Origin of the sequence: Bradyrhizobium dasycarpum (genome assembly GCF_042019905.1) — a bacterium.
Taxonomy (GTDB): Bacteria; Pseudomonadota; Alphaproteobacteria; order Rhizobiales; family Xanthobacteraceae; genus Bradyrhizobium; species Bradyrhizobium japonicum_B.
This window is the reverse complement of the sequence record NZ_CP169574.1, coordinates 4,246,048-4,272,495: the sequence shown is the minus strand read 5'-3', so window position 1 is coordinate 4,272,495 and position 26,448 is coordinate 4,246,048. Positions and strand designations below refer to the sequence as shown.

At 65.9% G+C, this 26,448-nt stretch carries 23 protein-coding genes and 2 pseudogenes; 11 read left to right on the top strand and 14 right to left on the bottom strand.

Annotated features, from left to right (window positions below; all coding sequences use genetic code 11):
- Positions 1–14: 14 nt before the first annotated feature.
- The 4 genes and pseudogenes from ACETMP_RS20580 to ACETMP_RS20565 all read left to right on the top strand — a co-directional run bounded on the left by ACETMP_RS20580 (position 15) and on the right by ACETMP_RS20565 (position 5,386).
- Positions 15–3,467: pseudogene (locus ACETMP_RS20580) on the top strand (helicase-related protein).
- Between the two features lie 52 nt (positions 3,468–3,519).
- Positions 3,520–3,741, top strand: a complete 222-nt coding sequence (locus ACETMP_RS20575; RefSeq protein WP_375157616.1) for a S4 domain-containing protein — start codon at positions 3,520–3,522, stop codon at positions 3,739–3,741.
- Between the two features lie 132 nt (positions 3,742–3,873).
- A complete protein-coding gene (fdxA, locus tag ACETMP_RS20570) occupies positions 3,874–4,212 on the top strand; it encodes a ferredoxin FdxA (protein WP_018643465.1) in 339 nt (112 codons plus the stop codon).
- Between the two features lie 343 nt (positions 4,213–4,555).
- Positions 4,556–5,386, top strand: coding sequence for a CarD family transcriptional regulator (locus ACETMP_RS20565; RefSeq protein ID WP_080672300.1), 831 nt, complete (start codon positions 4,556–4,558; stop codon positions 5,384–5,386).
- A gap of 199 nt (positions 5,387–5,585) precedes the next feature.
- Here ACETMP_RS20565 and ACETMP_RS20560 read toward each other — a convergent pair whose 3' ends face one another.
- From ACETMP_RS20560 to cyoA, 7 genes are read right to left on the bottom strand one after another with little or no spacing between them, the layout of a single operon-like run.
- Positions 5,586–6,119 (bottom strand): response regulator transcription factor, encoded by a 534-nt coding sequence (locus tag ACETMP_RS20560; protein WP_375157615.1) that lies wholly within the window; start codon positions 6,117–6,119, stop codon positions 5,586–5,588.
- Positions 6,109–7,512, bottom strand: a complete 1,404-nt coding sequence (locus tag ACETMP_RS20555) for an ATP-binding protein (protein ID WP_375157614.1) — start codon at positions 7,510–7,512, stop codon at positions 6,109–6,111. Before ACETMP_RS20555 ends, ACETMP_RS20560 begins: the two co-directional genes overlap by 11 nt.
- Complete coding sequence (locus ACETMP_RS20550; RefSeq protein ID WP_375157613.1) at positions 7,484–8,347, bottom strand: SURF1 family protein; 864 nt, start codon at positions 8,345–8,347, stop codon at positions 7,484–7,486. Before ACETMP_RS20550 ends, ACETMP_RS20555 begins: the two co-directional genes overlap by 29 nt.
- Positions 8,344–8,724: a cytochrome o ubiquinol oxidase subunit IV gene (cyoD, locus tag ACETMP_RS20545; protein WP_375157612.1), complete on the bottom strand. Its 381-nt coding sequence runs from the start codon at positions 8,722–8,724 to the stop codon at positions 8,344–8,346. The genes ACETMP_RS20550 and cyoD overlap by 4 nt, the downstream gene beginning before the upstream one ends.
- Positions 8,721–9,350 (bottom strand): cytochrome o ubiquinol oxidase subunit III, encoded by a 630-nt coding sequence (gene cyoC / locus ACETMP_RS20540; RefSeq protein WP_375157611.1) that lies wholly within the window; start codon positions 9,348–9,350, stop codon positions 8,721–8,723. Before cyoC ends, cyoD begins: the two co-directional genes overlap by 4 nt.
- Complete coding sequence (cyoB, locus tag ACETMP_RS20535; protein ID WP_375157610.1) at positions 9,351–11,348, bottom strand: cytochrome o ubiquinol oxidase subunit I; 1,998 nt, start codon at positions 11,346–11,348, stop codon at positions 9,351–9,353.
- Positions 11,349–11,373: 25 nt separating this feature from the next.
- Positions 11,374–12,534 (bottom strand): ubiquinol oxidase subunit II, encoded by a 1,161-nt coding sequence (gene cyoA / locus ACETMP_RS20530; protein WP_375157609.1) that lies wholly within the window; start codon positions 12,532–12,534, stop codon positions 11,374–11,376.
- Positions 12,535–12,714: 180 nt separating this feature from the next.
- On the opposite strand from cyoA, the gene ACETMP_RS20525 reads away from it, so the two are divergent.
- Positions 12,715–14,043: an MFS transporter gene (locus ACETMP_RS20525; RefSeq protein ID WP_375157608.1), complete on the top strand. Its 1,329-nt coding sequence runs from the start codon at positions 12,715–12,717 to the stop codon at positions 14,041–14,043.
- Between the two features lie 196 nt (positions 14,044–14,239).
- Here ACETMP_RS20525 and ACETMP_RS20520 read toward each other — a convergent pair whose 3' ends face one another.
- On the bottom strand, positions 14,240–15,631 hold the full coding sequence (locus ACETMP_RS20520; protein WP_375157607.1) for a M48 family metalloprotease: 1,392 nt from the start codon (positions 15,629–15,631) through the stop codon (positions 14,240–14,242).
- Positions 15,632–15,765: 134 nt separating this feature from the next.
- Positions 15,766–16,617, bottom strand: a complete 852-nt coding sequence (locus ACETMP_RS20515) for a thermonuclease family protein (RefSeq protein ID WP_375157606.1) — start codon at positions 16,615–16,617, stop codon at positions 15,766–15,768.
- Positions 16,618–16,906: 289 nt separating this feature from the next.
- Here ACETMP_RS20515 and ACETMP_RS20510 point away from each other — a divergent pair, with 289 nt between their 5' ends.
- From ACETMP_RS20510 to ACETMP_RS20500, 3 genes are all read left to right on the top strand, one after another.
- Positions 16,907–18,112, top strand: a complete 1,206-nt coding sequence (locus ACETMP_RS20510; protein ID WP_375157605.1) for an ABC transporter substrate-binding protein — start codon at positions 16,907–16,909, stop codon at positions 18,110–18,112.
- A 125-nt stretch (positions 18,113–18,237) separates the two neighbouring features.
- Positions 18,238–19,026 (top strand): enoyl-CoA hydratase, encoded by a 789-nt coding sequence (locus tag ACETMP_RS20505; protein WP_375157604.1) that lies wholly within the window; start codon positions 18,238–18,240, stop codon positions 19,024–19,026.
- A gap of 2 nt (positions 19,027–19,028) precedes the next feature.
- Positions 19,029–19,775 carry a hypothetical protein gene (locus ACETMP_RS20500; RefSeq protein ID WP_375161944.1) on the top strand — a complete coding sequence of 249 codons (747 nt, stop codon included), beginning with the start codon at positions 19,029–19,031 and terminating at the stop codon, positions 19,773–19,775.
- Positions 19,776–19,890: 115 nt separating this feature from the next.
- Here the strand turns inward: ACETMP_RS20500 and ACETMP_RS20495 are convergent, their stop codons facing one another.
- The 3 genes from ACETMP_RS20495 to ACETMP_RS20485 are packed head-to-tail and all read right to left on the bottom strand — an operon-like array spanning position 19,891 to position 22,984.
- Complete coding sequence (locus ACETMP_RS20495) at positions 19,891–20,703, bottom strand: enoyl-CoA hydratase/isomerase family protein (protein WP_375157603.1); 813 nt, start codon at positions 20,701–20,703, stop codon at positions 19,891–19,893.
- Positions 20,704–20,742: 39 nt separating this feature from the next.
- Positions 20,743–21,903 carry an acyl-CoA dehydrogenase family protein gene (locus ACETMP_RS20490; RefSeq protein ID WP_028138986.1) on the bottom strand — a complete coding sequence of 387 codons (1,161 nt, stop codon included), beginning with the start codon at positions 21,901–21,903 and terminating at the stop codon, positions 20,743–20,745.
- 16 nt (positions 21,904–21,919) lie between these two features.
- Positions 21,920–22,984, bottom strand: coding sequence for an acyl-CoA dehydrogenase family protein (locus ACETMP_RS20485; protein WP_375157602.1), 1,065 nt, complete (start codon positions 22,982–22,984; stop codon positions 21,920–21,922).
- Positions 22,985–23,233: 249 nt separating this feature from the next.
- On the opposite strand from ACETMP_RS20485, the gene ACETMP_RS20480 reads away from it, so the two are divergent.
- Complete coding sequence (locus ACETMP_RS20480) at positions 23,234–24,019, top strand: SDR family NAD(P)-dependent oxidoreductase (protein ID WP_028138984.1); 786 nt, start codon at positions 23,234–23,236, stop codon at positions 24,017–24,019.
- A gap of 96 nt (positions 24,020–24,115) precedes the next feature.
- Here ACETMP_RS20480 and ACETMP_RS20475 read toward each other — a convergent pair whose 3' ends face one another.
- Together ACETMP_RS20475 and ACETMP_RS20470 are read right to left on the bottom strand one after the other, a co-directional pair.
- Positions 24,116–24,388 (bottom strand): GlsB/YeaQ/YmgE family stress response membrane protein, encoded by a 273-nt coding sequence (locus ACETMP_RS20475; protein WP_375157601.1) that lies wholly within the window; start codon positions 24,386–24,388, stop codon positions 24,116–24,118.
- A gap of 42 nt (positions 24,389–24,430) precedes the next feature.
- The gene (locus ACETMP_RS20470) at positions 24,431–25,012 is read right to left on the bottom strand and encodes a YidB family protein (RefSeq protein ID WP_375157600.1); all 582 of its coding nucleotides are present in this window, start codon (positions 25,010–25,012) and stop codon (positions 24,431–24,433) included.
- Between the two features lie 164 nt (positions 25,013–25,176).
- Here ACETMP_RS20470 and ACETMP_RS20465 point away from each other — a divergent pair.
- A pseudogene (locus ACETMP_RS20465) lies at positions 25,177–26,180 on the top strand (2-dehydropantoate 2-reductase).
- 17 nt (positions 26,181–26,197) lie between these two features.
- A complete protein-coding gene (locus ACETMP_RS20460) occupies positions 26,198–26,413 on the top strand; it encodes a hypothetical protein (protein ID WP_375157599.1) in 216 nt (71 codons plus the stop codon).
- Positions 26,414–26,448: the final 35 nt, after the last annotated feature.

The window sequence follows — 26,448 nt, the reverse complement described above, 5'->3', positions numbered from 1 at the left end:
CTAATCCCTCAGACATGGCTTTTTCCTCCTCCCCCTTCGCTTCCGAGCGCGCAGCGTCCGATCGTGTGCCCGGCGCTGGCGTCACCGCGGTGCTCGGTCCCACCAACACCGGCAAGACCCATCTCGCCATCGAGCGGATGCTCGCGCATCCCTCGGGCATGATCGGCCTGCCGCTACGCCTGCTCGCGCGCGAGGTCTACAACAAGATCGCCGCAAGGGTCGGCAGCGAGGCGGTCGCGCTCGTCACCGGCGAGGAGAAGATCAAGCCCAGGAATCCGCGCTATTGGGTCTCGACGGTCGAAGCCATGCCGCGCGACCTCGATCTCTCCTTCCTCGCCGTCGACGAGGTGCAGATCGCATCCGATCTCGAACGCGGCCACGTCTTCACCGATCGCATCCTCAACCGCCGCGGCCGCGACGAGACGCTGCTCTTGGGCGCTGCCACCATGCGCCCGATCATCGAGCGGCTGTTGCCCGGCGTCTCCATGATCACGCGTCCCAGGCTGTCGCAGCTGGAATTCGCCGGCGACCGCAAGATCACGCGGCAGCCGCGCCGCACCGCCATCGTCGCGTTCTCGGCCGATGAAGTCTACGCCATCGCCGAGCTGATCCGCCGCCAGCATGGCGGCGCCGCCGTGGTGCTGGGCTCGCTCAGCCCACGCACGCGCAACGCGCAGGTCGAGATGTTCCAGAACGGCGACGTCGATTATCTCGTCGCCACCGACGCGGTCGGCATGGGCCTCAATCTCGACGTCGACCACGTCGCCTTCGCCTCCGACCGCAAGTTCGACGGCTATCAGTTCCGCCGGCTGACGCCGTCCGAATTCGCGCAGATCGCCGGCCGCGCCGGCCGCGCCACCCGCAACGGCACCTTCGGCACCACGGGGCGCTGCGCGCCGTTCGAGCCCGAGCTCGTCAACGCGCTGCAGAACCACACCTTCGATGCCGTGAAGATGCTGCAATGGCGCAATTCGAGGCTGGATTTCTCCTCGCTCGGCGCGCTGCAGGTGTCGCTCAACCTCGCGCCCGGCCACGAGGCGCTGACGCGCGCGCCTGTCGCCGAGGACATGCGCGTGCTCGACCATGCCGCCCGCGACGTCGAGGTGCGCGATATCGCGCATGGCAAGATCGCGGTGGAACGGCTGTGGGAGGCCTGCCAGGTCCCCGACTACCGAAAACTGTCGCCGGCCGCCCATGCCGAGCTGGTGACGACGCTGTACGGCTTCCTGATGCGGAAGGGCTGCATCCCCGATGCCTGGTATGAAGCCCAGGTCACCCAGGCCGACCGCATCGACGGCGATATCGACACGCTGTCGGCCCGGATCGCGCAGATCCGCACCTGGACCTTCGTCGCCAACCGCCCGGACTGGCTGAAAGACCCCGAGCGCTGGCAGGGAATCACGCGGGAAGTCGAAAATAAATTATCGGATGCGCTCCATGAACGCTTGACTGAGCGTTTCGTTGATCGCCGGACCAGTGTATTGATGCGCCGCCTGCGGGAGAACACGAGCTTGAATACTGAAATCGGCAAGACCGGCGAAGTCATCGTCGAAGGCCATGTCATCGGCCGCCTCGACGGCTTCACCTTTGCACCGGACGCTGCGGAAGCCGGCTCCGATGCGAAAGCCTTGCAGGCTGCAGCGCAAGCGGTGCTCGCCGGCGAGATCAACATGCGCGCCGAACGGCTCGGCAACGCGCCGGACGACCAGTTCGTGCTGACCTCGGAAGGCATCATCCGCTGGACCGGCGACGCCGTGGCGCGGCTGTCTGCCGCAGAGGACGCGCTGCATCCGCGCATCCGCATCATCTCCGACGAGCGCCTGACCGGCGCCCCCGCGACAAGGTGCAGGCGCGGCTCGAGCTCTGGCTCAAGACCCATATCGAGAAGCTGCTCGGTCCGATGTTCGAGCTCTCCAAGGCCGAGGACGTCACCGGCATCGCCCGCGGCATCGCCTTTCAGCTCGTCGAGGCGCTCGGTGTGCTCGAGCGTCCGAAGATCGCCAACGAGCTGAAGGATCTCGACCAGTCCTCGCGTGCCGTGCTGCGCAAATACGGCGTCCGTTTCGGCGCCTATCACATCTATTTCCCCGGCCTGCTCAAGCCCGCCGCGCGCGCGCTCGCGGCGCTGCTGTGGGCGCTGAAGCAGGACAATGTCGATCTGTCCTCGCTGTCGGGCGCGCAGCATCTGGCCTCCTCGGGGCGCACCTCGTTCCCGGTCGACAAGGCGCTGCCGCGCGATGCCTATCGCGTGCTCGGCTACAAGCAGGCCGGCGAACGCGCCGTGCGCGTCGACATTCTGGAACGTCTGGCCGATCTGATCCGCCCGGCGCTGGCCTGGCGCGAGAACGCCTCCGGCGAGAAGCCCGCCGGCGCCTTCGACGGCCGCAGCTTCGTCGTGACGCAGGCGATGACCTCGCTCACCGGCTCAGCCGGCGAGGATTTTGCCTCGGTGCTGCGCGCGCTCGGCTATCGCATGGAGAAGCGTCCGCCGCTGCCGCCAAAGCCCGTCGTTGCCGAGCAGGTCGTGACGGAGCAGGTCGTGACGGAAACGGTCGCGGCAGAGACGCCGCCGGTTGAAGGCAGCGCCGAGACCTCAACCGAGACCTCAACCGAGACCGCAGCGGAGGCCGTTGCCGGGCTGCCCGAGGCGCCGGCCGCATCCACCGAAGTTGCCGCTGAGGCCGTCACCGTCGAAGATGCTCCCGGCATCGAGCCGCAGGACGAGCAGGCTCACGACGCCGCGCCCGCGCCGGAAGCCGCCGCCGCGGCGCCCGTGACGCCGGAAGACGCCCCCGGCATCGCGCCGCCGGCGGACGAGCCCACAGCGTCCCCAGAGGCTGCCGGCCTTGAGGCTGCTGCCGCCCAAGCCGCCGCAACGGAAGCCGCTGCATCGCCCGACGCTGCCGCGCCTGAGGCCGCGGCCACGCCGGCCGAGCCCGAGCTGGTCGAGGTCTGGCGTCCCGGTGGCCGTCACGACGACCGCAAGCCGCGCCACGAGCGCCACCGCCACCAGCGTCATCACAACAACCAGCGTGCGCAGGCGGGTGGCGAGGCCGGCGCTGCGCCCGGCGAAGCCGCCGAAGGCGCGAAGCCGGGCCATCGTCACGGCGGCCATCGCAAGGACGGCGGCAGAGACTTCCGCAAGCCGCGCGAAGGTGGCGGCGAAGGCGCGCCGCGTCCCGAGGGGCGCGACGACAAGCAGCGCCGCTTCGAGGGCAAGGATCGCGACAACAAGGGGCGTGATCGCGACAAGGGCAAGTTCGGCGGCGACCGCGACAAGGGCCGCGACAATCGTGGCCGCGACCGCGACAAGGGCCGCGACCGCCGGGATCGCGAGTCCGGTCCGTCGCTGCGCCCCTACGCCTCGAGGCGCGAATCCGCGCGAGCGCGACCGGCCCGCCGATCCGAACTCGCCGTTCGCCAAGCTCGCCGCGCTGAAAGAGCAGCTGTCCGGCCGCAAGGAGTGATCCCACGACCGAGCGGCAGCGCCTCGACAAATGGCTGTGGCACGCGCGGGTGGTGAAGGCGCGCACCTCCGCGGCCGAGCTCGTCGTCACCGGCCATGTCCGCATCAACGGCACCCGCGAGACCTCGCCGGGGCATGCGGTCAAGGTCGGCGACGTGCTCACCATCGCGCTCGACCGCACGGTGCGCGTGTTGAAAGTGACAAGCTTTAGCGAGCGCCGCGGCGATGCTGCCGCGGCCCGCGTGCTCTACGAGGAGCTCGGGATGCGCAATTAATTGCGCATCGCATTCATTTCTTGGTCGATCAAACACGCAAAGCCGTCATGATCGAGCCTTCCCGACCTTGCGGCGCCGGGCCATCCGCGCTAGGCAAGCCGCGACTTCTAAAAGAGCTTTTCGGAGCGTTGGATGACTTACGTCGTCACTGAAAACTGCATCAAGTGCAAGTACACCGACTGCGTCGAGGTCTGCCCGGTCGACTGCTTCTACGAGGGTGACAACATGCTCGTCATCCACCCGGACGAGTGCATCGATTGCGGCGTGTGCGAGCCGGAATGCCCCGCCGACGCCATCAAGCCGGATACGGAACCGGGTCTGGAAAAGTGGCTCCAGGTCAACGCCGACTACGCCAAGAGCTGGCCGAACATCACCCAGAAGAAAGAATCACCTGCCGACGCCAAGGAATTCGACGGCATGGAAGGCAAGTTCGAGAAATATTTTTCCCCGAACCCCGGCTCCGGCGACTAAATCGGTCCCAAACTTAACCCTAATAGCGGCGTCGCCGCCGAAAACCAGCCCTGAAGACCCCTAAATCATTGATTTTTGCGGGAAATGTGCTATATTGGGCACATTAAGCCGAACCCCGTCAGCCCCTTTGGCCCCTCTGGGTTCCCGTGAAACCAATGTCGAACAGGGGCGTGGCAGTTTCCGCGCGCAGGCTGTGTCACAGAAAACGCGTAAAAAGAGTACTTCAGCGAGGGCTTCCCATAAGGAGGCCAAAAAAGTCGCCGCGGCCAGCCGTAGCGCATCCAAGGGTCGGACCGCGACGAAGGCGCCGGCTGCAAAGTCCTCGAAGAACAAAAGAAGCGCAATGCCTAACAAGACTGCCAAACCGGCCGCGAAAGCGACCGCTGCCAAGCCTGCTGCCAAGTCTGTGACTGCAAAGCCTGCTGCCGCCAAGCCCGTTGCCGCCAAGGCTCCCGCTGCCAAGCCCGCCGCGCCGAAGGCTCCCGTTGCTGCTGCTCCTGCCAAGGCTCCCGTCGCTGCCAAGCCGGCCGCGAAGCCCGCTGCTGCGCCGAAGGTCGAGGAAAAGAAGGTCGTGACCCAGCGCCAGGGCTTCAAGGCCAACGAATTCGTCGTCTATCCGGCTCATGGCGTCGGCCAGATCCTGGCCATCGAGGAGCAGGAGATCGCCGGCGCGAAGCTCGAGCTGTTCGTCATCAACTTCATCAAGGACAAGATGACGCTGCGCGTGCCGACCGCCAAGGTCGCCAATGTCGGCATGCGCAAGCTGTCCGAGCCGACGCTGGTGAAGAAGGCGCTCGAGACGCTCAAGGGCCGCGCCCGCGTCAAGCGCACGATGTGGTCGCGCCGCGCCCAGGAATACGAAGCGAAGATCAATTCGGGCGACATCGTCGCGATCGCAGAGGTCGTGCGCGACCTCTATCGCTCGGAATCGCAGCCGGAGCAGTCCTACTCCGAACGCCAGCTCTATGAAGCGGCGCTCGATCGCCTGTCCCGCGAGATCGCGGTGGTGCAGCACTCGACCGAGACCGAAGCGGTCAAGGAGATCGAAGCCCAGCTCGCCAAGAGCCCGCGCCGCAATGCCAAGGCGGAAGCCGCCGAAGGCGAAGCGGATGCCGAGGGCGAGACCGACGATAGCGATGGCGACGACACCACCGTCGCCGACGAGGCCGCGTAAGCGGCTCGCGTCGACCGCAAGAGATCAAAAGCCCGGCCGTTCGGCCGGGCTTTTTTGTTGAGTTCGGAGGGTGGGGTACGGCTGCAGATGCGCGCAATTGCGCACCTGAGAATCCATTCAACCACCGTCTCTGTGGCCCGATGGATTCCGGGTTCGTGCTTCGCACGCCCCGGAATGACAGCGCTGAGATGATGAGGGCCTACTTCACCGGCCGCTTCTCGAGCTTCCTTGCCAGCGTGCGCCGGTGCATGCCCAATCGCCTCGCCGCTTCCGAGATGTTGAAATCGGTCTCGATCAGGGTCTGGTGGATACGCTCCCATTCCAGCGTCTTGATCGAGGTCGGCCGGGCGTCGAGTGCGACCTCGGTGTTTCCCGCGGCCTTGGTGAAGGCAGCTTCGATGTCGTCCGTGTTCGAGGGTTTTGCGAGATAGTGGCAGGCGCCCAACTTGATCGCCTCCACGGCAGTCGAAATGCTGGCAAAGCCCGTGAGCACCACGATCAGCGTGTCGGGGTCGTGTTCGTGCAGCAGCTCGACGCAGGCGAGTCCCGAGGCGCCGCCAAGCTTGAGGTCGACCACGGCATGGCCGAAGGAGCGCTGCTCCAGCACCTGGCGCACCTCCTCGATCGAGGCGGCCAGCACGACGTCGTAGCCGCGGCGCTCGAACGAGCGCTTCAGCGTGCGCGCGAAGCCGGCGTCGTCCTCGACGACGATGAGTGAACGGTCAGGCGTCAAAATTCCCTCCGATCGCCAGCGTTGCCAGCGGCAGCGTCAGGCGTACCGTGGCGCCGCGCTTCCTGTGATTCTCCGCGATGACGGTGCCGCCCAGCTTGCGCACCACGTTCACCACCAGGAACAGGCCGAGCCCGCCGCCGGCGCGGCCCTTGCTGGAGTGGTAGGGCTTGCCGAGCTGCGCCAGCATTTCCGGCGCAAAGCCGGGGCCGCGGTCAGAGATCGACAGCACCAGGTTGTCGCCCTCGCGCTCGGCCACGAGCTCGACCCAGTCGCGGGAGACCTCATAGGCGTTGTCGAGCACGTTGAAGATCACTTGCTTCAAGGCGATGTCGGAGACGATGGCAACGTCCGCGCCGAACGTATTGACGAAGTAGAGCGTCCGGGCCGAGCGCGCGTTGCGCCATTCGTCGACCAGGGCGGTCACGAACGCCGTCACCGTGGTCGGCGACGAGCCTTCGCCGCGCGCTTCGCCGGCCGAGACCAGAATGCCTGTTACGATCGACTTGCAGCGCTGCAGCGATGTCTCCATCTCCGCGAGGTCTTCGGCGAGCTCCTGGTCGGCGGCAAGAGCCGGCATGCGGCGCCAATCGCTGAGGATGACCGAGAGCGAGGCGAGCGGGGTGCCGAGCTCATGGGCCGCACCCGAGGCGAGCAGGCCCATGCGCACGATGTGGTCCTGCTCGGCGGCATGCTGGCGCAGCGCCGCCAGATGCGCGTCGCGCTCGCGCAGGTTTCGATTGATGCGGGTGACGAACACGACCAGCAGCACGGCGTTGAGCACGAAGCCGAGCAACATGCCTGCCACGGTGAGGGTGTAGGTCTCGCTCAATGGATTGGGCGGCAAATCCAGCGGCCGGTACGCCAGGGTCAGCCAGACAAAGCTCGCGCAGGTCAGCGCGACCAGCGACCAGGTCGATCGGGCATCGAGCAGCACCGCGCCGAGCGTCACCTGAAGCAGGAACAGCGAGGTGAAGGGGTTGGTGGCGCCGCCACTGAGATAGAGCTGCGCGGTCAGCGCGGCCACGTCCAGCATCAAGGCGACCAGCAGCTCGTTGTTGGTGATCGCGGCGCGATGGCGCACCCAGATCAGGCTGGAGACGTTGAGCAGCACCAGCGCGCCGATCACCGCGCCCATCCGCTCCAATGGCAGGGGGATGCCGAGGCCGAAATGCACCGCGCCGATGGTCACGATCTGGCCGACCACCGCGGTCCAGCGCAGCTGGATCAGCAGCGCCATGTTCTTGCGATTGGTCTCGTCGCTGGCCGGAGTGGGGCCGATCAGCTCGCTGCGCGCGTCCGCCTGCGATTGCAGCGTGACGGCCAGGCCGTCATGAGCAAGTGTGTGGGGAAGCGTCTTCCCGTCGTCAGGTCGACTCGACGATCGTTCCAGCATCTGATCCCGTCCTGCGCGCGGCGGCATCCGGGCCGCCGGCGGGTTGGTGGACGAAGCCATTCAGGGCTCTGCTGCGGCGGAACAGCCCGCCGCCGAATGTGACGGCAAGCCTGCCGGCCAGCATGAAGGCCAAGGCAAACCACGTCAGCGCGTAGATCAGGTGGTTATTGGGAAAGCGCACCACGGTCAATCCGCCGACGGGACCGCCAGCGGATTGTGATCGGGCGTCGGCATCGACGAAGAAAGGTGCGACGTCGTGCAGGCCGCGGGCCGCCGCGATCGCGGCGACATCCCGCGAATACCAGCGGTTGTGCTGGGGCACGTTGTCTCGGAGGAACCCGCCCTTGGGCTCGGTGATGCGGAGCAGGCCGGTGATCTCGACCTGGCCGTCGGGATTGCCGTCCCGGCGGGTCGATGCGTCACGCCGCTGCGACGGCACGAAGCCGCGATTGATCAGGACCTGCGTGCCGTCCTCGCGCAGAAGCGGCGTCAGCACCCAATAGCCCGGGCCTTCCTCGGTGACGGCCTGGACCAGCGTCTCACGGTCATGCAGGAAGCGGCCGTTGAGGCGGACGTGCCTGTATTCGTCGGTGGCGGCGGAAACCGCAGGCCATGACGCGGGCGCGGGGAGCGGCTGGGCCGGAGCATGGACGCGCTGCTCGACGCGGTCGATCAGGGCCAGCTTCCAGGCGCGGCGCTCGATCTGCCAGATTCCGAGCGCGATCAGAACGACGAAGGCAACAAGCGAGAGGACCGTGAGCCACAGGGAAGGGCCGGGCGCAGCCTTGCTGCGCGGCGCACCTTCCCTGTCCGTCACGGTCCCGGCCTCGCTCATTTCATTCCGCTCATCTGGTGCATCGGCATCATGTTGCTGTTGAGGTGGCTCATCACCCACAGCGAACCCGACAGCGCGATCACCACCATCACGACGGTGAAGATCAGCGCCATCATGGTCCAGCCGTTCTCGGACGCCGTGTTCATGTGCAGGAAGTAGATCATGTGCACGACGATCTGCACGACCGCGAAAGCCATGATCACCAGCGCCGTGACCTGCTTGCTCGGCAGCGCGCCGCTCATCACCAGCCAGAACGGGATCGCGGTCAGCACGACCGAGAGCACGAAGCCGAGCATGTAGCTCGAGAACGTGCCGTGAGCGTGGCCGTCCCCGTGGTGATGATCGTCGGCGTGGGCGGCATGATGATTGGTGCTCATCGCAGAACTCCCAGGAGATAGACGAAAGTGAAGACGCCGATCCAGACCACGTCGAGGAAGTGCCAGAACATCGACAGGCACATCAGGCGGCGGCGGTTGGCCTCGATCAGGCCGAACTTGCCGACCTGCACCATCAAGGTCACCAGCCAGATCAGGCCGCAGGAGACGTGCAGGCCGTGGGTGCCGACCAGGGTGAAGAAGGCGGACAGGAAGGCGCTGCGCTGGGGCGTTGCACCCTCGTGGATCATGTGGGCGAACTCGAAGAGCTCGATGCCGATGAACGCGGCCCCGAACAGGCCGGTGATCGCCAGCCAGACTTGCGTCTGGGCGACCTTGTTCTGCTGCATCGTCAGCATCGCGAAGCCGTAGGTGATCGACGACAGCAGCAGCATCGAGGTGTTCACCGCGACCAGGTTCAGGTCGAACAGGTCCTTCGGCGCGGGTCCGGCGGCGTAATTGCCGCCGAGCACGCCGTAAGTGGCGAACAGGATCGCGAAGATGAGACAATCGCTCATCAGGTAGATCCAGAAGCCGAGCGAGGTGCTCCAGCCCTCCGGATGCGGATGCTCGTCGGCGAGGTAGAAGACCGGCTCGCCGGTCTGCGAGGGATGAACGGCGACAGTCATTTACTTGGCTCCGGCGAGCAGTTTGGTGCGCGCGTCCTCGGTCCGGATGACGTCTTCAGCCGGAATGTCGAAGTCGCGGTGATAGTTGAAGGTGTGGCCGATCCCGACGGCGAGCATCGCGACGAAACTCAGCGCCGCCAGCCACCACATGTACCAGACCAGAGCAAAGCCCATCGCGGTGGCGAGGCCGGCGAGGATGATGCCGGTGCCGGTGCCGCTCGGCATGTGGATCGGCCTGAAGCCGGTGAGGGGGCGCTGGTAACCGCGGCGCTTCATGTCCCACCAGGCGTCGTTGTCGTGAACGACGGGGGTGAAGGCGAAGTTGTAGTCCGGCGGCGGCGAGGAGGTCGCCCATTCCAGCGTGCGGGCATCCCAGGGATCGCCGGTGACGTCCTTGAGCTGCTCGCGCCTGAGGAAGCTGACCGCGAACTGCATCAGCATGCACATGATGCCGAGCAGGACGAGGCCGGCGCCGATCGCGGCGATGACGAACCAGATCTGCAGGGACGGATCGTCGAACACGCGCAGGCGGCGGGTCACGCCCATCAGGCCGAGCACGTAGAGCGGCATGAAGGCGAGGTAGAAGCCGGTGACCCAGAACCAGAACGACAGCTTGCCCCAGAACGGATCGAGCCTGAAGCCGAACGCCTTCGGAAACCAGTAGGAGATGCCGGCGAACGCGCCGAACACCACGCCGCCGATGATCACGTTGTGGAAGTGCGCGATCAGGAACAGGCTGTTGTGCAGCACGAAGTCGGCTGGCGGCACCGCCAGCAGCACGCCGGTCATGCCGCCGATCACGAAGGTCAGCATGAAGGCGATGGTCCACATCATCGGCAGCTCGTAGCGGATGCGGCCGCGATACATCGTGAACAGCCAGTTGAACATCTTCGCGCCCGTCGGGATCGAGATGATCATCGTGGTGATGCCGAAGAACGAGTTGACGCTGGCGCCCGAGCCCATCGTGAAGAAGTGATGCAGCCAGACCAGGTAGGACAGGATGGTGATGACCACCGTGGCGTAGACCATCGAGGTGTAGCCGAACAGCCGCTTGCCGGAGAAGGTCGAGGTCACCTCCGAGAAGATACCGAACGCCGGGAGAACCAGGATGTAGACCTCGGGGTGGCCCCAGATCCAGATCAGGTTCACGTACATCATCGGGCTGCCGCCGAAGTCGTTGGTGAAGAAATTGGTGCCGACGTAGCGGTCGAGCGACAGCAGCGCGAGCACGACGGTCAGGACCGGGAAGGAGGCGACGATCAGCACGTTGGTGCAGAGCGAGGTCCAGGTGAAAACCGGCATCTTCATCATGGTCATGCCGGGGCAGCGCAGCTTGACGATGGTGCAGATCAGGTTGATGCCGGACAAAGTCGTTCCGACGCCGGCGACCTGGAGCGCCCAGATATAATAGTCGACGCCGACATCGGGACTGTAGCCGATGTTCGACAGCGGCGGATAAGCCAGCCAGCCGGTGCGGGCGAACTCGCCGATGAACAGCGAGGCCATCACCAGCACCGCGCCGCCGACCGTCATCCAGAAGCTGAAATTGTTCAGGAACGGAAACGACACGTCGCGCGCGCCGATCTGCAGCGGCACCACGTAGTTCATCAGCCCCGTGACCAGCGGCATCGCCACGAAGAAGATCATGATCACGCCGTGGGCGGTGAAGACCTGGTCGTAGTGATGGGCGTTGAGATAGCCCTCGGAGCCGCCGAAGGCGAGCATCTGCTGGCCGCGCATCATCAGCGCGTCGGCAAAGCCGCGCAGCAGCATCACGATGCCGAGGATCATGTACATGATGCCGATGCGCTTGTGGTCCACCGTGGTGAACCATTCGCGCCAGAGATAGCCCCAGAGGCGGAAATAGGTGAGGGCGCCGAGCAGCGCGGCGCCGCCGAGCGCGACCACGACGAAGGTGCCGACGACGATCGGCTCGTGCAGCGGCAGCGATTCGAAGCCGAGCCGGCCGAAGATGAGCTTGAGAAGATCAGGAGACATGTGAATTCTCTTTAGGAGTCTGACTTCAGGAGTCGGACTTGGGACGTTGTCCGAGGAAGAAGGACGAGGACTTCAGCGGCGTGAACGAGGGCCGCTTCAGGCCGGCGCCGAGCAGCGGCGCGGCGTCGACCGGGGCCGTGATGGACGCGGTCGTCCTGCCCTGCGGCGCATCCGGCGTGCAGGTGCCGGCGACGAAGCTCGGCTCGGGTCCAAGCGCGGTGCCGCGGCGGGCGTACTTGTCGTAGGCCAGCGGCAGGGTGTTGTTGAGGCCCTGATGGCCGTTGCCGCCCTTGGCGTCGATCGCCATCATCTCGCTGTGGCACATCTTGCCGGTCTCGACGCACATGTTGAGGATCAGGCGGTAGAGATCGGCATCGACGGTGCCCCAGCGCCGCACCGGCTCGTTCTGGCTGGGCTTCTCGAGCTGGAGATATTCGGCGCGGCCGAGCGCGCCGCCGGCGGATTTGGCCTGCGCGATCCAGGCGTCAAAGCCCTTGTCGTCGAGGCCTCGGAAGTTGAAGTGCATGCCGGAGAAGCCGGCGCCGCTGTAGTTGGCCGAGAAGCCCTTATACGTGCCGGCGTGGTTCACCACGGCGTGGAGCTTGGTCTCCATGCCCGGCATCGCGTAGATCTGGCCAGCGAGCGCGGGAATGTAGAACGAGTTCATCACCGAGGAGGCGGTGATGCGGAAGTTGATCGGGCGATCGACCGGAGCTGCGAGCTCGTTGACGGTGGCGATGCCGTAGTCGGGGTAGATGAACAGCCATTTCCAGTCGAGCGCGACGACGTCGACCTTGAGTGGGGCCTTGGACTGGTCCACGGCGCGGTCGGCATGGATGCGGCCGAGCGTGCGATAGGGGTCGAGCAGATGCGTGCCCATCCAGGTCAGCGCCCCCAGGCAAACGATGATCAAGAGCGGCGCCGACCAGATCACGAGCTCGAGGGCGGTCGAGTGATCCCACTCCGGCTCGTAGCGGGCCGCGGTGTTGGACTGGCGATAGCGCCAGGCGAACAGCACGGTCAGCGCCATCACCGGGAGGACGATCAGGAGCATCAGGACGGTGGAGATGACGACGAGGTCGCGCTGCTGGGCAGCGATATCGCCGGCTGGCGCCAGCACGACGTAGTCGCAGCCGCTCAGTGCAGCAGCCAGAGGTAGTAGCGCCAGGATCTTGAGACGAGACACGGGCCGAGCCTTTGAGAATGAGTTTCTTTTGCGGGACCAATGGGTAGCTGCGGCGCAACAATCCGGACATTGGACAATTTGTCCAATGTTGCAGTGCGGGAGGTTCGGTCAGACAGGACCAGATCGCCCGGCGCCCGCCGGGCGGTCGGCTTTGGTTTTCAGGACGTTAAGGGCGCACGCATGGCGACGGCACAGACCCCCGCAATGGCAGACCTCCACACGGGCGAGCATGGCCACGACCAGGCCAGCCCCGGCGAGATCGCCATCGGCGTCATCATCGGGCGCACCTCGGAATTCTTCGACTTCTTCGTCTTCGCGATCGCCTCGGTGATCGTATTCCCGCGCCTGGTATTCCCGTTCGCCAGCGAGCTGACCGGCACCCTCTATTCCTTCATGATCTTCGCGCTGGCCTTCATGGCGCGTCCGATCGGCACCGTCATTTTCATGACGGTCGACCGTGCCTACGGCAAGACCGCCAAGCTGATCTCGGCGCTGTTCCTGCTCGGCACCGCGACGGTCGCGTTGGCGTTCCTGCCCGGCTATCACGAGATCGGCGTCGCCGCGATCTGGCTGCTGGCACTGGCACGTATCGCGCAGGGCCTCGCCTGGGGCGGCGCCTGGGACGGCATGGCCTCGCTGCTGGCGCTGAACGCACCGCCCTCCAAGCGCGGCTGGTACGCGATGGTGCCGCAGCTCGGCGCTCCGCTCGGGCTGATCGTGGCGAGCGCGCTGTTCGCCTATTTCGCCGGCAATCTGTCGGCCGACGATTTCTTCGACTGGGGCTGGCGCTATCCGTTCTTCGTTGCCTTTGCCATCAACGTGGTGGCGCTGTTCGCGCGCCTGCGCATGGTGACGACGGAGGAATATGCCACGCTGTTCGAGACCCGCGAATTGCAGCCGGCGCGCATCTCCGACACCGTCGCGCGCGAAGGCCAGAACATCATGCTCGGCGCGTTCGCGCCGCTGGCGAGCTTTGCGCTGTTTCACATGGTCACGGTGTTTCCGCTGTCCTGGGTGTTCCTGTTCACCCGCGAAAGCCCGGTGCGCTTCCTGATCATCGAGATCGTCGCCGCGGTGTTCGGCGTCGGCGCGATCGTGATCTCGGGCATCATCGCCGACCGCGTGGGGCGCAAATCGCTGCTGATGGGATCGGCGATCGCGATCGCGATCTATAGCGGCTTTGCCCCGCAGCTGCTCGATGCCGGCGCGTTCGGCGAGACGATCTACATGGTGATCGGCTTCATCCTGCTCGGCCTGTCCTTCGGCCAGTCCTCCGGTGCGATCGCCTCGAACTTCAAGCAGGCCTATCGCTACACCGCCTCGGCGCTGACCTCGGACATGGCCTGGCTGTTCGGCGCCGGCTTCGCGCCGCTGGTCGCGTTGCTGCTCGCCACCAATCTCGGCGTCATCGCCTCGGGTGCGTATCTGCTCTCCGGCGCGTTCTGGACCCTGCTCGCGCTCTGGCTCAGCGGCCAGCGCGAGGCGGGCGACATGGACGCGGGGCGCTGATTAGGTACGAGCTGCATCTCCACAACAGCTTCGTAGGGTGGGCAAAGGCGCATCGCGCCGTGCCCGCCATCTGTCGCCATCATTGAGAGGTGGTGGGCACGCTGCGCTTTGCCCACCCTATAGAAGCGGAGTTTGCGGCTCCAGATCCCGGGTTCGCGCTCAGGCGCGCCCCGGGATGACGTGCGCCTAGCGCACGTCAATCCGCCACGATCTTCACGCGGTCGCGCACTTTCACCTGCGCGGTGCGATCGAGGCCGTTGAGCACGCGGAAGCGCTCGGCGGGATGATCGACGCCGGACATGCGGTGGGACAGCGATTCCACGGTGTCGCCGGGCTGCACCGTGATGACCTTGATGCGGAGCGGGCGGGCGGCCTGGATCTCGTCGAGCGTCAGGCGGCGGAACGACTGGACGGTCTCGCGCGCGTTGCGCTCGCTCTCGGTCGATTTCTGCCTTGCCGCGAAGATGAAGCGATAGACGTCGCTGCCGAAGCGCAGCGCGTAGACCTTGAACTGCCACTGGTCGCCCTTGGCGGTAGCGGACGCGGCCGGGAAGCCGTTGATGGTGAGGTCCTCGGTGGACGCCTTCTCGACACCCTCCATCCAGCCGGAGTTCAGATAGTCGCCGAGCGATTGCTCCGCCGGCACCCGCACCACGTCGAAACGCATCGCCTGTGCGCCGCCCTCGCGCACGCCGATCACCGCCTGGGCGGTGTTGTCGAGCGTGAAATTGTCCGGTGCCTGGAAGGTGAAGCCGAGCTTCGGATGCAGGAAGCGGCGGCCGCGGACGAAACCTTCACTGGGGTCCTCGCCGTAGACGAGGTTGTCGATCGCGGCGAGATAGCTCTCGCGGTCGCGCTCGGCGCCTTCGGGCGCAGTGTATTGCCGTGCGATGTTCTGCGCGTTCTGCACGCGCTCCGGGGTTGCCGGGTGCGACGAGGTGAAATCCTGCGCGCGCGGATCGAGCGAAGACTTGCCGGCCTTCAGCTCGGCATTGCGCTCCATCGCCGAGAGGAAGCGCGCCGCACCGTAGGGGTCGAAATGTGCCTTGGCGGAAATGCCGACGCCGATGCCGTCGGCCTCGAGCTCCTGCTTGCGCGAGAAGCTCGCCATGGTGAGCTTGGTCTTGGCCAGCGCCAGCGCGGTGAGATCGGGATCGTTGCTCATGTCGGTGACGACGCGGGTGACGATCGCGGCCTGGCGCGCCTGGTCCTCGCGCATCGCGGCGTGCTTGGACAGCACATGCGCCATCTCGTGGCTGAGCACGGAGGACAGTTCCGAGGTGTCGCTCGCCAGCGCAAGCAGCCCGCGCGTGACATAGAGCTGGCCGTTCGGCAGCGCGAAGGCGTTCACCGCGCCGGAATTGAGGATGGTGACCTTGTAGCCCTGGTCGGGACGGTCGGAGGCCGCGACCAGCCGGTCGACGGTCTTGCTGACGAGTGCTTCGAGCCTGGGATCGTCATAGGTCCCGCCATAGCTCGCCAGGATGCGCTCGTGCTCCTTCTCGGTGGCGGGGGTCTGCGCGACGGCCGGCTTGGGCTTGGGCATCGCGACAGCCGGAGGGGTCGCGGCAGCCTGGAACCGGCCCATATCGCCGCAACCCGCCAGCGCTGTGCTTAGGACAAGGCCAAGCGCAGCCGACGCAGCCCGCAGGCGGCGGCCATCACCTCGTCCGTGCCGTTCTAGCACCCCATTCACGTCGCTTAACCCGTGTCCGGCCTGCTTTAAGGCCTTACCCCTGTCGGCTCGTTTGCGCCCAGCAACTCGACCTGTCCTACGAGGCGTATGTCGATGCGCGGCCCCGTATTCCCCTCGACCCAGCCCCGAACTCGAATACGCTTGTTCTCCAAGGACTTAAGGGAAATTCCAGCGCTTTCAAACGCCGGTAGCGTGCGTTTGGAGATAGTCGCCGCAAAGCCCCGTGTCCAGCTTCGTCCGAAGTTGAGGTAGGTCGTTGCCCCAGCTTGTCGGACAGACAGGACTTTGCCCTCAACCACCACAAAGCGCCCGATCCCTGCCAAAATATCGTCCGGACTTTCCGCGTTTTTTATGGCCGACGGGTCAGCCCAGCTGCCCTTTTTTTGGCGCCGTGCCGCTGCTTCCGACGCCATCAGGGCGGCCGCGCAGTCCTTGTCCGTGATCTCGGCGGAGACCATGGCCTCGCCCTGGGCCAGCAGCATGGCCTGCACCGGACCGTCGCTGTCGCCGATGAAGACCAGCGCGCCCTGACGGCCATAGCGGTCCGGCGTGTCGTCGCTGCCGCGGAGCCTGACGTCGCGGCCGGCGAGCAGCGACACCAGCGCCTGCTTCGTCGTCGCAATGGGCTCGATCCCCATGAGACGGATCTCGCGGCCGTCGTCGAGACGCAGGCTGCGCGCATCGACGATGGCGGCAACGCGGCCCTCGCCCTGGGACTCGAACTGGCACGGCGCAGCGGACGCGGTGTGACCCGCGATGAGAAGGAAGACGACGCTGAGGTGAAGCAGTTGCGTCACGTGACCCGGAAAGGTTGCGTTGTGTGTCAACCATAACTCATGCGTGGTGGGTCCCGAAGAGGTTTCCTCACGCTCCGTCATTGCGAGCGCAGCGAAGCAATCCAGACTACTTCCGCGGACAGACTCTGGATTGCTTCGTCGCAAGAGCTCCTCGCAATGACGCGGAAACATCCTCCCGCATCTCGCCATTCCGTTTTGCGGAAAGCGCACGATTGATCATTCATTTGTATCGCCGCTCGCGCTTGCTGCGCTCTTGCGCATGCGGCATGATTGCGGCAACAGCATTGCGGCAACAGCGATGCCAAGAACCAACCAAGAGCAATAACCAAGCCGCCATCAGAGCACGGTGCGATAAGGGAGATCGTTTTCCATGAAGACTATTTTGTCGGGCATTTTCGCTGCCGCATTTGCCCTCAATGCCAGCGCCGCGCAGGCCCAGGACAAGCCGCCCCTCAAGATCGGCGGCATCCTGGACATGTCGAGCCTCTATGCCGACATCACCGGCGCCGGCAGCGAGACCGCGGCCAAGATGGCGGTGGAAGACTTCGGCGGCGAAGTGCTGGGGCGCAAGATCCAGGTGCTCGCAGCCGACCATCAGAACAAGGCCGATCTCTCCGGCAACATCGCCCGCGACATGCTCGACAATCAGGGCGTCGAGATGATCTACGACGTCGCGGCCTCCGCGACCGCGCTTGCGGCCGGCGAGATCGCAAAGGCCCGCAACAAGATCATCATGTTCAACGGCCCGGGCTCGATCCGTCTCACCAACGAGGCCTGCGGTCCCTACACCATCCACTACGTGTTCGACACCTACGGCCAGGCCAATGTGACCGGTCTTGCGGCGGTGAAGACGGGCCTCGACAGCTGGTACTTCCTCACGGCCGACTACGCCTTCGGGCAGGATCTGGAGAAGGACACCAGTGCCGTCGTGACCAAGACCGGCGGCAAGGTGCTGGGTAGCGTGCGCCATCCGCTCAACACCTCGGATTTCTCGTCCTTCCTGCTGCAGGCGCAGGCCTCCAAGGCCAAGGTGATCGGGCTCGCCAATGCCGGCGGTGACACCGTCAACGCCATCAAGCAGGCGGCCGAGTTCGGGATCATGAAGGGCGGCCAGAAGGTCTCGCCGCTGCTCGTCTTCGTCACCGACATCGACTCGATCGGCCTCGAGACCGCGCAGGGGCTGCTGTTGGCGGAAGCGTTCTACTGGGACATGAACGACGAGACGCGCGCCTTCTCCAAGCGCTTCCAGGAGCGCGTGAAACGGCCGCCGACCTCGGCGCAGGCCGGCGTCTACTCCTCCGTCACGCATTACCTGAAGGCGGTGAAGGCGGCCGGCACGACCGATGCTGCGGCCGTGATGAAGCTGATGAAGGAAACGCCGATCAACGACTTCTTCGCCAAGAACGGCAAGATCCGCGAGGACGGCCGCATGATCCACGACATGTACCTGTTCGAGGTGAAGAAGCCGTCGGAGTCGAAGGGCCGCTGGGACGATTACAAGCTGCTCGCCACGGTGCCCGGCAACGAGGCGTTCCAGCCGCTGGAGCAGTCGCGCTGTCCGCTGGTGAAGAAGTGACGGCCTGACGTAAGTCACGCCGTCATCCCGGGGCGCGAAGCGAACCCGGGATCTCGAGGTTCCGGGTTTGATGCTTTGCATCGCCCCGGAACGACGAAGGTAGACAACGACTGAGGAGACGCCCCATGAACGACATGGTCCTGCAGAAGCTCGAAGGCGGGCTGCTCACCATCACCATGAATCGCCCGGAGCGGAAGAATGCGCTCAATCCGGAGATGGTGGTCGGGCTGGTCGAGGCGGCGCGCCGCGCGGCCGACGATCCCGAGGTCCGCGCCGTGCTGTTCAAGGGCGCCGGCGGATCGTTCTGCGTCGGCGGCGACGTCAAGTCGATGGCGGCCGGCCGCGCGCCGCTGCCGTTCGAGCAGAAGCTTGCGAACCTGCGTCGCGGCATGGAGGTCTCGCGCATCCTGCACCAGATGTCCAAGCCCGTGGTGGCGCAGCTCGACGGCGCTGCGGCCGGCGCCGGCCTGTCGATGGCGCTGTCATGCGACCTGCGCGTCGCGTCGGAATCCTGCAAGATCACGACCGCCTTCGCCAAGGTCGGCTTCTCCGGCGATTACGGCGGCACCTATTTCCTCACCCAGCTGCTCGGCAGCGCGCGGGCGCGCGAGCTCTATCTGATGTCGCCGGTGCTCACGGCCAGGGAAGCGCATGCGATCGGCATGGTGACCAAGGTCGTGCCCGACGCCGAGATCGACGCCGCCGCGCACGAGCTTGCGCTGTCGCTGGCACAAGGGCCGTCGATCGCGCTCGGCTTCATCAAGCGCAACATCAACAATGCCGAGCATCTGGCGCTGGAGGATTGCTTCGACGGCGAGGCTATCCATCACACCCGCTGCGGCGACACCGAGGACCACAAGGAGGCCGCCAAGGCCTTCGTCGAGAAGCGCAAGCCCACCTTCAAGGGCGCATGACCATGGCACCCTATATGCGGCTACGGCAGATCTGCCTCGTCGCGCCGCAGCTCGCGCCCGTTGTCTCCGACATCGCGGAGATCATGGGCCTTGCCGTCTGCTACCGCGACGGCAATGTCGCCAAATACGGCCTGGAGAACGCGCTGCTCCCGGTCGACACGATCCTGCTGGAGGTGGTCGCCCCGTTCAAGGACGGCACCACGGCCGGCCGCTTCATCGAGAAGACCGGCGGTCGCGGCGGCTATATGGCGATCTTCTGCTGCAACGATCCCGACGAGCGCGGACGCCATGCGAACGCGATGGGCGTGCGCACCGCCAACGTCATCGACCACGCGCCCTATCACGGTGTGCAGCTCCACCCCCGCGATTGCCGCGCCGCCTTCATCGAGTTCAACCACACCGATGGCAGCGACGATATTCTGGGCGCGTATCCGCCGGCCGGGCCGGACTGGCAGAACTTCATCCGCAAGGACGTGACGCAGGCGCTGACGGCCGTGGAGATGCAGAGTCCCGATCCGCACGGGCTGGCGGCGCATTGGGGCAAGATCATCGGAGTTGCGGCTGATGGCGCCGCGCTGAAGCTGCCCAACGCCAGCTTCCGCTTCGTTAAGGGCGCCAGCGAAATCATGAGTGCGCTGGAGTTTAGGGTGACCGACGTCGCACGCGTGCTGCATGCCGCGCGAGCGAAGGGGCATGCGGTGGCGGGGAATGAGTTCTTGCTCGGCGGCGTGACGTTTCGCGTGAGCTGAGTGAGCGAAGCGCAGGGTGGGCAAAGCGAAGCGTGCCCACGCCGTTTTTCCTTTGGGAGCACAATCGCGGGCACGGCGCTTCCGCGCCTGTGCCCACCCAACGGCGTCGCCGCAATCACCTTCCCCTGAAATTCGCCGCGCGCCGCTCTTCCGTCGCCTTCACGCCTTCCTTGAAATCCTCCGTCGCGCGCAGGCGGGTCTGTTCGGCGAGCTCGTGGTTGGTCGCCGCCATGACGCGGTCGGCGAGCCCGTTGCGCATCGTGGCGCGGGTCGAGAGCAGGCCGAGCGGGGAGCATTCGGCGATCTCGCCGGCGAGCTTCATCGCGGCCGCCCTGACCTGGTCCTGCGGGACCAGCTCGTTGGCGAGGCCCCACTTGTAGGCCTCTTCGCCGGTGACGCGGCGGCTGGTGTAGAACATCAGCTCGGCGTTGTTCTTGCCGATCAGCTCGGGCAGCGTCACGGTCAGGCCGAAGCCGGGATGAAAGCCGAGCTTGGTGAAATTCGCCGAGAAACGCGCCTCGGGGCAGGTGACGCGGAAATCCGCGGAGACCGCGAGGCCGAGGCCGCCGCCGATGGCGGCGCCCTGCACGGCGGCGACGATCGGCTTCTTGGCGCGGAAGATGCGCACGGCCTGGATGTAGAGATGGTTGATCGGTCCGAGGCTGTCGGCGGGGTCGCCCTTCTTCTCGGCCTCGCGCGCCTCCTGCGCCTGCCGTGCCGGATCCTGGAAGTTGGCGCCGGCGCAGAACGCCTTGCCCTGCGCGGAGAGAACGGAGCTGCGGATCTCGATGTCACGGTCGAATTCGTCGAGCGCGTCCGCGATCTGATTGATCAGCGAAATGTCGAAGAAGTTCAGCGGTGGGCGGCGAATCTCGATGGTGCCGACATGCCCGACCTTCTCGACGCCGATGTCTTTAAACGTGCTCATGATGTCCTCGATTGGTTAGCCCAAGCCAAGTCCGCGCGACTAGCGCAGGCCAAGGCCGCGGGCGATGATGCCGCGCAGCACCTCGGTGGTGCCGCCCTGGATGGTGAGTTTCGGTGCGGTCTTGATCGCGAAGTCGAGCTGGCGCTCCAAAGTCTCGCGGTTGGTCGCGGTCTCCTCGACGAAGGCGGCAAGATCGCGGACGCGGTGCGGAAGCTGCTGCTCCCAGACCGTGCCGATGTCCTTGACGATGGAGGCCTCGACCACCGGCTCCTTGCCGGCCTCGAGCATGCCGGCCACCGAGACCGACATGCGCCGCATGGTGTGCAGCTGCGCAACCAGGCGCCCGATGCCTTCGGCGCTGCGGGTATCCGGGTTGGGGCCGACCGCGCGCACCAGCTCGGTCAGCACATAATAGGTTTCGAGGAAACGCTCGGGGCCCGAACGCTCATAGGCGAGCTCGCTCGTCGCCTGCTTCCAGGCACCGTCGACCTCGCCCAGCACGTGGTCGTCGGGAATGAAGTGATCGGTGAAGACGACTTCGTTGAACTCGTACTGCCCGGTGATCTGGCCGATCGGGTTCACCTTGATGCCCGGCTGCTTCATCTTGACCAGGAACTGGGTCAGGCCGTGACGGCGGTTTTCCTTGGTCGGCGGCGAGGTCCGGAAGATCGCGATCATGTAATCGGCGATATGCGCCGACGAGGTCCAGATCTTGGTGCCGTTGATGAGATAGCCGCCGTCGGTCTTGGTCGCACGCGTCTTCGCCGCGAACAGGTCAGAGCCGGAGTTCGGCTCGCTCATACCGATGGCAAAGCAGACCTCGCCGCGACAGATCCGCGGCAGGATCTCCATCTTGATATGCTCGGGCGCATATTTCAGCAGCACCGGCCCGCTCTGGCGGTCGGCGACGAAGAAGCGGCGCGTCGGCGCGTTGGCAACGCGCATTTCCTCGGTCACCACGTAACGCTCGAGGAAGGAGCGCTCCTGGCCGCCATATTTCTTCGGCCAGGTCATGCCGAGCCAGCCCTTGGCGCCGACCCGGCGGGAGAATTCAGGCGCGTCGGTATCTTCTCGATTGGGCTTGTGCGGATCGAAGGTGCCGGCGGCGATCTCCTCGGCGAGGAAAGCGCGTACTTCCTTGCGCAATTGCTCGCACTTTTCGGGCAGGCGGATCGGATCGAAACGAAGCGCAGCGGTCATGTGTTTCTCTCCCTGATCAGCGCGACGCCACCAGCGGCCACAATTCGTCGGCGCCGCGGTTCGCCACCAGCTTGCCGAGCTCGACGGCCCAATGGCTTTCCGAGCCGAAATCGTCGCGCCAGGCCAGCGCCCGCAGCGAATAGCGGTGCAGGATGTGCTCGATGGTGAAGCCGATCGCGCCGTGCACCTGATGCGCGATGGCGCCGCCCTTCTCCGCGGCTTCCGCGCAGCGGATCTTGGCGGAGGCCGCTTCGAGATAGACCTCGTCGTTGAACGTCCCGGCGTTCGCGATGGCGTCGGCCGCGGACGTTGCGGCTGCAAGGGCCGCGGCGGATTCGCCGGCGAGACGGGCGAGATTGTGCTGGACCGCCTGGAATTTCGAGATCTTCTTCTCGAAGGCGACGCGCTCGTTGGAATAGCGCACGGAGATGTCGAGCATCGATTCCAGCGCGCCCGCGATCTGCAGGCTGCGCGCAACGCCGCCCATCAGCATCAGATGGGTCTGGTCAACGCCATCAGGCGCGGGCTTGAGCGTGAAGGGCTGGACCTTGTCGAGCGTCACGGTATCGCTGTGGTCGTAGCCGACATTGAGGCCCGGCTCGATGCGCGCCTTGCCGGCGTCGACCAGCGCGATCGCGACACCATCCTTGCCATGCGCCAGCACCGCGAAATGCTTCGCCGCCTTCGCAAAAGGCACGCCGCGGGCGCGACCGGAGAGCGAACCGTCGGCATCGAGAATGATGCGGTCCTTCGGCGAGGCCGGCAGCACCGTCATCTCGCCCTCGGGGGAAGCAATCTTCGCCTGCGCCAGCAGCCAGCCCGCCAGCATGGTCTCGGCCAGGGGAACCGCGACGGCGAAACGGCCGGCGGCATTGAGCAGGGCAAAGCCGTCGGCGAGGCTCGCGCCGGAGCCGCCGAGCTCATCGGGCACCCAGGACAATGGCAGGCCGGCCTCGCTCAGCGCCTGCCACAGCGGCGCCTGCCAGGCACCCTTCTTGTCGTTGTTGATGGTTTGCGGATCGGCGAGATCGGCGAAGATCTTCTCCGCGGTCTCGACGACGATGTTGTCACTCTCCGCCACAGCGTTCCCCGTGTTTTGCCGTTGGCGCCTCCCACCAGGCTATGCGGGCGCGCAGGTCTTCTTGCGCCCGATGATCCGAAAAAGCCATGGCCCTGACAAGCGTTGATCGCAGGTCAACCTGCGGCGCGGGCATGGGCGCAAGGATCGAGGGGAAGCTAATTCCGCTTAGCGGAGTTTGCTCGATTTGCAGGGCGCCGCAAACTCGCTAAACAAGGCTCGAACGATCAGAGCCACGGGGAAGGAAATCAGATGGCCAAGGACAATCTGTGCGCAATCGTGACGGGGTCTGCTTCCGGCCTCGGTGCGGCGACCGCCGAAATTCTCGCGCGCAGCGGGGCGCGGCTCGTCATCAACTATTCGTCGAGCCAGAAGGAGGCCGAGGCCACCGCGGACGTCTGCCGCAAGGCCGGCGCGGCGGAGGTGCTGGTCGCGCAGGGCGACGTTTCGAAGGACGAGGATTGCCGCAAGATCGTCGCGGCCGCCAGCGGATGGGGCCGGCTCGATATCCTGGTCAACAATGCCGGCACCACCAAGCATGTCGCTCACGCCGATCTCGACGGATTGTCGGCTGAGGATTTCCAGCGGGTCTATGGCGTCAACACCATCGGCCCGTTCCAGATGGTGCGCGCCGCGCGCAGCCTGCTCGAGGCCGGCGCGAAAGCCTCGGGGCGGCCCTCCGCCGTGGTCAACGTGTCCTCGGTGGCCGGCATCAGCGGCGTCGGCTCGTCGATCGCCTATGCCGCCAGCAAGGGCGCGCTCAACACCATGACGCTGTCGCTGTCGCGCGCGCTGGCGCCGCTGATCCGCGTCAACACGGTGTGTCCCGGCTATATCGACACGCCCTGGTTCACCAAGGGCCGCGGCGAGGCCGGTGCCAAGCAGGTGCGCGACAGCGTGGTGGCGAAGGTGCCGCTGAAGGTCGCTTCAAGCGCCGAGGACATCGCGCAGCTGGTCTGCTTCCTGGCGATGCCGGCGTCCAGCAATATGACCGGCGAGGTCGTGCGCATGGACGCGGGGATGCATTTGGTGACGTGACGCTACAGGACGCCATTCCGGGGCGATGCGTTAGCATCGAACCCGGAATCTCGAGCTTCCGGGTTCGCGCTTTGCGCGCCCCGGAATGACAGCAAGCTACCCCTTGATGACGCCGCTCGCCACCAGCCGATTCCAGATGAACAGCACCACCACCGCGCCGATGGTCGCGGTGATGAAGCCGGCGCCCTGGTCGGGACTGTAATGGCCGATAGCCTGGCCGATCCAGGTGGCGATAAACGCGCCGGCGATGCCGAGGATGGTGGTGAGGATGAAGCCGCTCGGATTGTTCGGCCCCGGCGCCAGCCAGCGCGCGATGAGGCCGGCAATGAAGCCGACGACGATGATCCACAACAGGCCGCCCATGCTCATGACTGTGCTCCCCTTCCCGAAACCGCGTCGATCGAGGTCTGATTAAATCCTGCCCGAGAGCTCGTCCTCGGTCGGCAGCCGTCCATCCGGCGTCAGATGATCGACCACCTGCGGCAGATATTGGCTGAGGCCGTTGAGCAGCTCCTCGCGCGGCAGGCCGCTTTGGGCGGACAGGCTGTCGATCTGGTCGGCGCCGAGCGCGCTGGCGAGATCGCCTGGCGCGATCGGCTTGTTCTCGCCCTTGCCGACCCAGGACTTCGCGGCGTCGCCATGGCCGCCCTGCTGCAGCTGGTTGAGAAGGTCGCCGAGGCCGCCGCTGAGCACGGTGCCGGCGGCGCCGCCTGCGAGCAGGCCGCCGAGCCCGCCTTTGAGCAGGCCTCCGAGACCGCCAAGACCGCCGCTGTCGGCGGTGTTCGTGTTGACCGGCGGGGGCGCCGGCGTCGGCGACGGCTGCGGTGCCGTACCGGACTGGTTCGCGGTCATGTGCTTGAACGCCTTCCAGGCGAGCAGGCCGAGCAGCGCCATGGTCATCGGCGACATGCCGCCGGAGGATTTCTCCGTGTTCGGCGTAGAGGGGCCGCGCGGGCCGTTCTGCATGCCGTTGAGGACGTCGAGTAGACCCATGGTGCTCTCCTTTGGCGTCTCGTTCGGCGAGCGCTCGCCGCTGACTGCCCCCGGGGCGAAAACATATGGGGCGGTCATGACCGTTACAAGGCAGCTGCGACGCGATGGGCAGCGGGCTTTGCCTCTGCTATCGAAGGCTCGCCATTCAGGGAGCGAGCTCAGCGATGACGGATCGACCGATCGTGGTGGCCGGCGCCGGCGCCATCGGCTGTTTCGTCGGCGGCATGCTGGCGGCCGGCGGCCGCCGTGTCGCGCTATTGGTGCGGCCGCGGGTGAAGACCGAGATCGAGCGGTTCGGCCTGCTTCTGACCGATTTCGACGGCTCCGAGAAGAGGCTCGGCGCGGGGCAACTGGCGCTGGCGGAGGAGCCCTCGATCTTCACAGTGCCGGCATCGTGCTGGTCACGGTGAAGAGTGCCGACACCGACGCCGTCGCGGATCAGATTGCGCAGCATGCGCCCGAGGATGCCGTCATCGTCTCGCTCCAGAACGGTATCGGCAATGTCGCGGTGCTGCGCGAACGTCTCGGCGGCCGCCGCGTGCTCGCCGGGATGGTGCCGTTCAACGTGATCGCGATGGGCGAGGGCCGTTTCCACCGCTCGACCTCCGGCGACATCCATATCGACGAAGACGCCGCGAACACGGCCGCTGCGCTCACGGTGCCCGGCCTCGCCGTGCGCTCAAGCGCTGACATCACCGGCGTGCAATGGGGCAAGCTGGTCATCAATCTGAATAACGCGCTCAGCGCGCTCTCCGACATGCCGCTCGCCGCGCAATTGGCCCATCGCGACTGGCGCAGGCTGTTCGCCGACCAGATGGCGGAGGGACTTGCCGCGCTGAAGGCCGCCGGCATCACGCCGGTGTCTTCGACGCCGATCCCGATGAGCTGGTCTCCGACCTTGCTGCGGCTGCCGGATGCGATCTTCAGCGCGATCCTGAGGCGGACCATCAAGATCGATCCCGAGGCGCGCTCCTCGATGTGGCAGGACCTGAAACAGGGCCGCAAGACGGAGATCGACTATCTCCAGGGCGCCGTGATCGCACTCGCCGAGCAAAACCATGTCGAGGTGCCGCTGATGCGCCGTATTGTTGCGCTGATCAGGGAGGCCGAGGCGGCCGGCAACGGACCGCCGCGCCTGACGCCGCGGCAGATCCGCGGCGGGACTTGAGCGCGAGGAGAAGTGCGATGAAGCGTTGCTGGATGATGGGACTGGCGCTGGCGATGCTCTGCGGCGCCTCGACGCTCGTCCATGCAAGGCCGCCGACAGTCCAGAACTCTCCCGGCTATGATGCCCGATTGCAGGAGAGCCGCAAGGCGCTCAGTGGCGCGCCGGCGACAATAGCGCCTGCGGATGCACCGGTGACCAAGCCAAAGCAACGCAAGAAGAAGCGCACGAACTAAGTGCGACGCTCTCGTCGGGTGGGCAAAGCGAAGCG